Raw genomic sequence first — 8,112 nt, 5'->3', positions numbered from 1 at the left:
TCCGGCTCGCGCGTCGGCGACAAGGCCTGACGCCATGGGCATGAACATCGGCAGTGAAGGCGGAGGCGACGAAGACGAAGTCGTCTCGGCGATCAACACCACCCCGCTGGTGGACGTGATGCTGGTGCTGCTGATCATCTTCCTGATCACGATCCCGGTGGTGACGCAGACCGTCAAAGTGAAGCTGCCGGCCGAAAGAAACCAGGCGCTGCAGACCAAGCCCGAGAACATCACCATCGTGGTGGACAAGGAAGGCACCATGTACTGGAACACGCAGCGGATACCGGACGTGAACAGCCTGCTCGAACGTCTGAAGGTGGAGGCGGTGAAGCTGCCGCAGCCGGAAGTGCATATCCGCGGCGACCAGACGGCACGCTACCAGGCGATCGGCACGGTGATGGTGACCTGCCAGCGGGCGGGCATCGCCAAGGTCGGCTTCATACTCGAACCGCCACCGCGGACCGGATAACGCACAGACACCGTCATTCCCGCGAAGGCGGGAATCCAGCGATGAAAGCGCGGCGCTCGCCGCCCCTGGATTCCCGCCTTCGCGGGAATGACGGGTTAGCAAATTGATTGGAGTGGCAACATGGGCATGAACCTAGGCAGCAGCAGCGGCAGCAACGGCGACCCGGACGTGGTGGTGGACGTCAACACCACCCCGCTGATCGACGTGATGCTGGTCCTGCTGGTGATGCTGATCATCACCATCCCGATCCAGACGCATGCGGTGAAGCTGGACATGCCGTCGGCTGATCAGCCGCCGAACGATGCGCCGCCGCCGCCGGCGGTGGACCTGGAGATCGACTTCGACGGCACGGTGCTGTGGAACGGCACACCGATGGACCGCGGCACGCTGGACGCCAACTTCCGCCGCGAAGGCGAGGCCGGCGACAACCAGAGCGAATTCCACATCCGGCCGAACAAGCTCGTTGAATACAAGTACGTCGCCGCGGTGCTGGCGTCGGCGCAACGCCATGGCGTGACCAAGATCGGTCTCGTCGGCAACGAACAGTTCATGCAGTAGTCGGGTAGCTCGAGAGATAACATACAGATGAATTCGAAATCGTTCCGCCTCAGTTCCGGTGCCCTGCTGTTTCTGGCTGCCTCCCAGGCTTTCGCCGCCGACAAGCAGACCCTTCGTCCCGAAGTCGGTGCGCCGCTGCAGGAAGCGCAGAAAGCCTTGCAGTCCAAGGACTACAAGACCGCCGCAGCGAAGATCAGCGCGGCCGAACAGGTCGGCAAGCTGACACCCTACGAAAGCTACATCGTGCTGCGCCTGAAGTCCGCCGCCTCGGTCGGCGCCGGCGACTACAAGGGCGCTCTTTCGGCCTACGACCAGCTGCTGGCCTCGTCCGAGCTGCCGGCGGCCGAAAAGCTGCAGACGCTTGATGCCTACGTGAAGATCGCGTATGCGTCCAAGGACTATGCAAAGACCGCTGACGGCATCGCCAAGTACAAGGCGGCCGGCGGTACCAGTGCCGAGACCCTCGGCCTGTACGCGCAGTCGCTGTATCTGGCCGGCAAGTACAAGGAAGCGTCGTCCGCGCTGTCTGCCGAGATCAACGAAATGGCCGCGGCGGGCAAGCGTCCGACCGATACCCAGCTGCAGTTGCTGGCGAGCTGCGCGCTCAAGCAGAACGACATGGTGGCGTACACCGCGGCTCTCGAGCAGTTGGTGACCTACAGCCCGAAGAAGGAATACTGGCTCGATCTGCTGGTGCGTACCCAGCGCAAGCCGGGCTTCTCCGACCGACTTGATCTGGACATGTACCGCCTGCGCGAGGCGACCGGCACGATGGAAAAGTCGGACGACTATATGGAGGCCGCGCAACTCGCGCTGCAGGCAGGCTATCCCGGTGAGGCGCAGAAGTTCGTCGACGAGGGCTATGCCGCCAAGCTGCTCGGCACCGGTACTGACGCCCCGCGTCACCAGCGTCTGAAGGATCTGGTGACCAAGAAGATCGCTGAGGACAAGGCCACGCTGGCCGAGGGCGAGAAGGCGGCCGCGGCGCAGGAAACCGGTGACGCATTGGTCAACACCGGCTTCAACTACGTTGCCTACGGCCAGGCTGACAAGGGCCTGCCCCTTATCGAGCAGGGCATCAAGAAAGGCGGCCTGAAGCTGGCCGACCAGGCCAAGCTGCATCTCGGCGTTGCCTACCTGATGGCCGGCAAGAAGGAGCAGGCGCAGAAGACCTTCTCCAGCGTTCAGGGTACCGACGGCTCCAAGGACGTCGCGCGTCTGTGGACGCTGCAGATGAAGGCGCCCGCCGCGAAATAGGGCTTGCGGAGGCGCCATCGCCGCCGCTGTAGGAGCGGGTCATACCCACGGGCTGTGCTGTTCAAGGCCACAGTCGCGGGTATGACCCGCTCCTATACAGGCTGCTAGCCCGCGACAAGCCTCAGCCTACAAGCCCTTGTTCAACAACAGGCTGATGCTCTTCGCATCGATGTAGCCGGTCGCGCGGCCGCGCTCTTCGGTGCCGGCGAAAACCACCAGAGTGCTCTGCCGCTCGACTTTGAAGCGCTGGCGTACCTCGGCCTGATCGTCATAGTTGACGACCAGCACGGTGTAGGCGTCATACGGCGGCGCGGACACGAGCTGCTTCAGTACCGGTTGCTGCACGCGGCAGGTTGGGCACCAGTCGGCGTGCACGTCGAGTACCAGCGGCTTGTGAGCCTGGGTCAGCTCCGTGAACCTGGCGTCGGTATAGGGCAGGAGCTCTGAGGCCTGTGCGGACGCTGTGGCGAGCGCGGCGCCGATCAGCAGCAGGCGGGCAAAAGATTTCATATCGAAAGACTCGGTAAACAAGGCCCCAAGTAGACCTCCGGCATTGGACAATGTCCGCGGTCCGCGCAGCACGTCCGCGTCATGTCGTCTGGGCGTACGCAAGCAGGGCAAAGTGATTCTTGTGTACCGGGGAAAAGCGAATGAGTTTTCGGACAGCAGTCGCGGGCCTGACGCTGGCGTTGATGCTGTGTGCCTGCGTGAGCGCCCCGACCTCGGTGGACGGCACCGCTGCGACGCTGCAGGGCGACGCCGCCCATCCGCCGCAGACGCAGAACTGGATACGCACCGAGCTTTATTTCGGCATCGGCCTGGTCGATCAGCCGGACAAGGGCATCAGCGACGCGCAATGGCGCGAGTTCCTGGATCGCGAGCTCAGCTCGCGCTTTCCCGACGGCCTCAGCGTGTTCGACATCTATGGCCAGTGGCGCGGCAAGCAGCAGAGTAAAGTCGAACGCCTGCACTCGAAAGTGATCGTGCTGCTGCATCCGGACGGTCCGCAGCAGCGCGCCGATATCGAGGCGATCCGCGCGGCATGGAAGCGCATGACCGGCGACCAGTCGGTGCTGCGCGTGAGCCAGCCGGCCGATGTGTCGTTCTGATTTCTGCTGATTTTAGATTCTGCTTTCGACATAGAGACCAGCATGCGCGTTTTCGTTCGCGGTGATATCGATGGCGTGTTCGGCCTGGCGCTGGACAATCTGATCCTGCTGCTGGTCTTGTCGGGTCTGTGCCGCTACGTGCTGGGTTTCTCCGACGATCTGCTGCTCGGCCACGTGCTGCCCGGCGCGGCGGTGTCCTTGCTGGTCGGCAATCTGTACTACAGCTGGCAGGCGCTGCAGCTGGCGCGGAGCAGCGGCCGTGACGATGTCTGCGCCCTGCCTTACGGTCTCAACGCGGTCACCGTTTTCGCTTTCGTTTTTCTGGTGATGCTGCCGGCCAAACTCGCCGCCCAGGCCGCGGGCGCCGCCGATCCGGCGCGCGTGGCCTGGCAGGCGGGCCTGCTCGCCTGCTTCAGTTGCGGCGTGATTGAGGTCGCCGCGTCTTTCATTGCCGAGCGCATCCGCCGCGCGACGCCGCGCGCGGCGCTGCTATCGACCTTGGCCGGTCTGGCGCTGGCCTTCATCGCACTGGGCTTTCTGTTCCGCGCGTATGCCAATCCGGTGGTCGGGCTGTCGACGCTGGCGGTGGTCCTGCTCGGCTATTTCGGCCGCGTGCGCTTTCGCGGCGGACTGCCGGTCGGGCTGGTCGCGGTCGCGGTCGGTACCGCGCTGGCCTGGGGCACCGGGCTTGCGCCGACCGGCGCAACACCGCCGACGCCGTCACTGCATCTGCCGCTGCCGGTATTCGCCGATCTGCTGGCCGGATTCCGTGGTGATTTCCTGCTGACCTACTTCGCGGTGATCGTGCCGATGGGCCTGATCATCGTCGTCGGCTCGATGCAGAACCTGGAGTCCGCCGAAGCCGCCGGCGACCTCTACGACACGCGCTCCTCGCTGGCGGTGAACGGCATCGGTTCGATCGCCGCCGCGGTGTTCGGCTCCTGCTTCCCGACGACCTTGTACATCGGCCATCCGGGCTGGAAGGCGATGGGCGCGCGCGCCGCCTATTCGGCGCTGTCGGGCATTGTCGTTGCGCTGATGTGCATCACCGGCACGCTCGCGGTCTTCACCTGGCTGGTGCCGGTGGAAGCCGGCATGGCGATCCTGCTGTGGATCGGTATCGTGATGACCTCGCAGGCCTTCCAGGCAACACCGCGGCATCACGCGCCAGCTGTCGTGATCGGCATTCTGCCGGGCATTGCGACCTGGGGCGCGATGATGGCGAAGTCGGGCCTGCACGCGGCCGGCGTGGGCCTGCCCGGCGGCGCCGCGTTCTCGCCTGATCTGGTCGGCAAGTTCCTGCAGAGCGACGTCTATATCAGCGGCGCATTCGCGCTGGAGCAGGGCGTGGTGTTCACCGCGATGATTCTGGCGGCGACGACCGTCGCGGTGATCGAGCGCCAGTTCATGCGCGCCGCGCTGTGGTGCCTGATCGCCGCGGCTTTGTCCGCGACCGGTTTGATGCATGGCTATCACTACGGCTTTGCCGATACCGAGCTCGCGCTGAAGCCCGGCTGGAACTGGGTTATCGGCTACGCGCTGATGGCCCTGGTGTTCGGCTCCGCGCGCTGGCTGACCAAGGCAGACGACAGCAGCGGGCATCCGCAGCACGAGTAGGTTGGGGTGAGCGCAGCGAACCCCAACATCGGCGCGGAACGAATGTTGGGGTTCGCTGCGCTCACCCCAACCTACACTGCACCGGCAGCGAAGCTGAGTTCGACGCCATTGCCGGCGGGATCGCTGAAAAACAGCTGAATCTGATCGCGTAGCGGCACGCGGTCGATCGTGTAGTCGATGCGGTTGCGCTGAAGCCGCGCTTCGATTTCGCCGAGACCGGTGCAGGCGAATGCAACGTGGCTGAAAGTGCCGACGACATCGGCTGCGCGTCCTTCCAGCGGCGAGGCCTCGCTCAAATGCAGTACCGCCTGTTCGCCGACATACAGCCAGTAGCCGAAACTGCGGAACGGTGGCCGCGCACCGCGCGCAAGGCCCACGACGTCGACATAGAAATCACGCAGCCGATCGAGCAGCGCGTGTTCGGCGCGCAGGTTGTAGTGATCGAATCCGATGACCGGCATGCGCTATGTGCTGCTGGCCAGACGCGGCCACAGTGCGAACAGCACGAGGGCGAACAGCGGCAGCATGATCAGCTGCTGCGCGACGGTCGAAGCGGGCTGCACGAAAGGATTCAGCGTGCTCTCACCCTGGGCGCCGAGGTAGCCGAACATGACCAGCAGCAGCTCGAACGGCCGTGGATTGCGGCACAGCACGCCCAGCGACAATCCTGCGATCGCAACTAGTGCCGCCGTCATCAGCAGCGCGATCGGCGCGATCCAGTCGATGCCGGCCGCGCGGATCAGCGCCGGCAGCACCGGGACGATCGCCAGCACCAGCGCGGCGACGATACGCGCCGTCAGCAGGCGGCGGCTCGCGCCGGCGGCGGTGAACAGCAGCGCGCGGGTATCGGTGTCGCGCTCGCGCAGGATCGCGCGGGCGAACACGTCGGCGCTGATGATCCAGGCGCCGATGCAGGCGGCGGCCAGGCCCGGCGGCTTGCACAGGATCTGGAACGCGATCAGCCCGATCAGCGCCAGCCACCACCAGAGCGGGCGCTGACGCAGCACCAGTTTCAGCTCGGCCGCGACCAGCATGCCGCCGCGGCTGCGTTCCAGCGGCCGCAGTGCCGGGTCGAGCCAGCGCAGCGCGCGCCCGGTGAGCTTCTTGCCCATCGGCGTACCGCTGGTGCGCGCCGCCGCCCGGTCCAGGAACGGCGACATCGCGACGATGCCGAGCACGCAGGCCAGCGGCCACAGCGCGCGGCCGAGCAAGTCCAGCGGCCGTATCGTCCAATGGCGCCACTCGAACAGCGTCGGTGCGCCGGTATACGGACTCGAGCCGATGCTGATGCCGAACTCGTGCATCGCCGGTGTCGTTTCCGACAGATGCGCGCGCAGATCACGCATCGCAACGATGACGCCGCTGGGGTCGCTGAGCCAGCTCTGCGCGGCGTGGTTTGCGCCCTCGTCGAGCAGCGGGAAGGCGCCGATGAACATCGTCATCCAGACGAAGAAATACAGCACATTGCCGCCGGTGCGGCGCAGCCCCGGCACCAGGTCGAACAGCACCGCGAAGAACGAGGTCACGCACATCGCCGGCAGGCTCAGCACCAGGATCGGCTTGCACAGCTCGATCAGATCGACGCTGCGGTCCTCGCCGCGCCATAGCTGCACGGCCAGGCCGATGATCAGGCCGATCAGCATGATCAGCACGAACACCGCGATGTGACTGGCCCATTTCGCCAACAGGTATCCGGGCCGCGTCATCGGTGTGGCGACCAGCAACTGCCAGACGCGCGTGTCGAAGTCGCGCACCAGGGTTCCGCGCACCAGGTAGAAGCCGAACAACGACAGCGCGGTGGACACCATCAGCGCCAGCACCATGCCGACCCAGGCGCTGGAGTAATGCGCTCGCACGCCGTCGCCGAGGCTCACCGTCATGTAGCCGGATTCCAGCGGCGGGAAGCACCACCAGCTGAGCAATCCGATCAAGCCGAGCACGACCCAGAAGCGCGTTGCGCGCGAGCGCTGGCGCAGGTCGGCGGCCAGGATCGCGCCGAAGCGGCGCAGCACGGCGCTCATGCCGAAGCCCGGCTCAACGCGCGCCTTCGCGCGTCAGCAGCCACAGGTAGGCATCCTCCAGGTCCGGCGATACCGCCTGCGCATCGTCGGAGGGCGCACGCTCACCGACTACGCGCAGACGCACGCCGTCGGCGCGCCGCAGCGAGCTGCTGATGGTGTGCAGCGCGCGGATCTCGGCAACCTGCGTGTCCGGCACCAGCCAGTCCCAGACATGGCCCTCGGCCTGCGTCACCAGCTGTTCGGGCGCGCCAAGGAAGCGCAGGCGGCCCTTGGCCATCACCGCCAGGCCGGTGGCGCTGGCCTCGACGTCGGAGACGATGTGCGTCGACAGGATCACCAGCCGCTGGCCGGCGAGGTCGGTCAGCAGGTGGCGGAAGCGCAGGCGCTCTTCGGGGTCGAGACCGACGGTGGGTTCGTCGACGATCAGCAGCTGCGGATCGTTCAGCAACGCCTGGGCGATGCCGATGCGCTGGCGCATGCCGCCGGAGAAGTCACCGAGCCGGCGATCGCCCGCGTCGGACAGCCCGACCGCGGCCAGGCATTCGTCGACGCGCGTGCGCGCCAGCGCATTCGGCAGGCCCTTGATCGCGGCCAGGTAAGCCAGGAATTCGCGCGCGCTCAGCGCTTCGTAGACGCCAAAATCCTGTGGCAGATAGCCCAGCTGTGTGCGCAATGCGTCGGGGTTCCTGGCCATGTCGACGCCGTCCCACAGCACCCGGCCCTGGCTGGGTTTGGCCAGGGTCGCGAGGATGCGCATCAAGGTGGATTTGCCGGCGCCGTTGGGGCCGAGCAGGCCGACGATGCCGGGCCCGAGCCGCAGGTTCAGATCCGCTAAAGCCTCGTGGCGGCCGTAGCGGAAATACAGCGATTCGGTGATCAGTTCGCAGGGCATGGCGGCTCGCATCGACGATGCCGGCGATCATCGTTGATGGCCCGGGCTCTGACTAGTGCGATGACTCATAAGTTTGGAAACAGAGATTGGGCTCCCTCCCCCGCGTGCGGGGGAGGGTTGGGGAGGGGGCGTGATGGCAGAACCGAGCTTTCTTCCGCGCCCGCGCCCCCATCCCGGCCTTCCCCCGCA

9 protein-coding genes are annotated in these 8,112 nt (G+C 65.9%); 5 read left to right on the top strand and 4 right to left on the bottom strand.

The annotated features are described in order from the left end of the window. Nucleotides 1–34 precede the first annotated feature (34 nt). The 3 genes from JWQ90_RS16625 (at nt 35) to JWQ90_RS16615 (ending at nt 2,284) form a co-directional block, all read left to right on the top strand. Entirely contained in the window at nt 35–469 is a 435-nt protein-coding gene (locus JWQ90_RS16625; RefSeq protein WP_366919532.1) for a biopolymer transporter ExbD, read from the top strand. A 120-nt stretch (nt 470–589) separates the two neighbouring features. Next, entirely contained in the window at nt 590–1,027 is a 438-nt protein-coding gene (locus JWQ90_RS16620) for a biopolymer transporter ExbD (protein ID WP_299696111.1), read from the top strand. Nucleotides 1,028–1,054: 27 nt separating this feature from the next. Continuing rightward, nucleotides 1,055–2,284, top strand: coding sequence for a hypothetical protein (locus tag JWQ90_RS16615; RefSeq protein ID WP_299696110.1), 1,230 nt, complete (start codon nt 1,055–1,057; stop codon nt 2,282–2,284). 126 nt (nt 2,285–2,410) lie between these two features. On the opposite strand, the gene JWQ90_RS16610 is transcribed toward JWQ90_RS16615, so the two are convergent. Further along, nucleotides 2,411–2,794, bottom strand: coding sequence for a thioredoxin family protein (locus tag JWQ90_RS16610; RefSeq protein ID WP_299696109.1), 384 nt, complete (start codon nt 2,792–2,794; stop codon nt 2,411–2,413). A 182-nt stretch (nt 2,795–2,976) separates the two neighbouring features. Between JWQ90_RS16610 and JWQ90_RS16605 the strand changes: the two genes are divergently transcribed. After that, nucleotides 2,977–3,393 carry a DUF3574 domain-containing protein gene (locus JWQ90_RS16605; RefSeq protein ID WP_366919531.1) on the top strand — a complete coding sequence of 139 codons (417 nt, stop codon included), beginning with the start codon at nt 2,977–2,979 and terminating at the stop codon, nt 3,391–3,393. 42 nt (nt 3,394–3,435) lie between these two features. Beyond that, complete coding sequence (locus tag JWQ90_RS16600) at nt 3,436–5,010, top strand: NCS2 family permease (RefSeq protein ID WP_299696107.1); 1,575 nt, start codon at nt 3,436–3,438, stop codon at nt 5,008–5,010. Between the two features lie 71 nt (nt 5,011–5,081). Here JWQ90_RS16600 and JWQ90_RS16595 read toward each other — a convergent pair whose 3' ends face one another. From JWQ90_RS16595 to JWQ90_RS16585, 3 genes are read right to left on the bottom strand one after another with little or no spacing between them, the layout of a single operon-like run. Continuing rightward, the gene (locus tag JWQ90_RS16595) at nt 5,082–5,471 is read right to left on the bottom strand and encodes a VOC family protein (RefSeq protein WP_299696106.1); all 390 of its coding nucleotides are present in this window, start codon (nt 5,469–5,471) and stop codon (nt 5,082–5,084) included. A 3-nt stretch (nt 5,472–5,474) separates the two neighbouring features. Continuing rightward, complete coding sequence (locus tag JWQ90_RS16590) at nt 5,475–7,031, bottom strand: hypothetical protein (protein WP_299696105.1); 1,557 nt, start codon at nt 7,029–7,031, stop codon at nt 5,475–5,477. A 13-nt stretch (nt 7,032–7,044) separates the two neighbouring features. Further along, nucleotides 7,045–7,923: an ABC transporter ATP-binding protein gene (locus JWQ90_RS16585; protein ID WP_299696104.1), complete on the bottom strand. Its 879-nt coding sequence runs from the start codon at nt 7,921–7,923 to the stop codon at nt 7,045–7,047. Between the last annotated feature and the right edge of the window lie 189 nt (nt 7,924–8,112).

Origin of the sequence: Hydrocarboniphaga sp., from assembly GCF_028291725.1 — a bacterium.
In the GTDB taxonomy this organism is placed as follows: Bacteria; Pseudomonadota; Gammaproteobacteria; order Nevskiales; family Nevskiaceae; genus Hydrocarboniphaga.
Note: the sequence above shows the minus strand (reverse complement) of the source record. Positions and strands in the feature narration are given on the sequence as shown.

Coding starts and splice junctions, on each gene's coding strand:
- JWQ90_RS16625 (WP_366919532.1), top strand. CDS start 35: ATGGGCATGAACATCGGCAGTGAAGGCGGAGGCGACGAAGACGAAGTC.
- JWQ90_RS16620 (WP_299696111.1), top strand. CDS start 590: ATGGGCATGAACCTAGGCAGCAGCAGCGGCAGCAACGGCGACCCGGAC.
- JWQ90_RS16615 (WP_299696110.1), top strand. CDS start 1,055: ATGAATTCGAAATCGTTCCGCCTCAGTTCCGGTGCCCTGCTGTTTCTG.
- JWQ90_RS16610 (WP_299696109.1), bottom strand. CDS start 2,794: ATGAAATCTTTTGCCCGCCTGCTGCTGATCGGCGCCGCGCTCGCCACA.
- JWQ90_RS16605 (WP_366919531.1), top strand. CDS start 2,977: ATGCTGTGTGCCTGCGTGAGCGCCCCGACCTCGGTGGACGGCACCGCT.
- JWQ90_RS16600 (WP_299696107.1), top strand. CDS start 3,436: ATGCGCGTTTTCGTTCGCGGTGATATCGATGGCGTGTTCGGCCTGGCG.
- JWQ90_RS16595 (WP_299696106.1), bottom strand. CDS start 5,471: ATGCCGGTCATCGGATTCGATCACTACAACCTGCGCGCCGAACACGCG.
- JWQ90_RS16590 (WP_299696105.1), bottom strand. CDS start 7,031: ATGAGCGCCGTGCTGCGCCGCTTCGGCGCGATCCTGGCCGCCGACCTG.
- JWQ90_RS16585 (WP_299696104.1), bottom strand. CDS start 7,923: ATGCCCTGCGAACTGATCACCGAATCGCTGTATTTCCGCTACGGCCGC.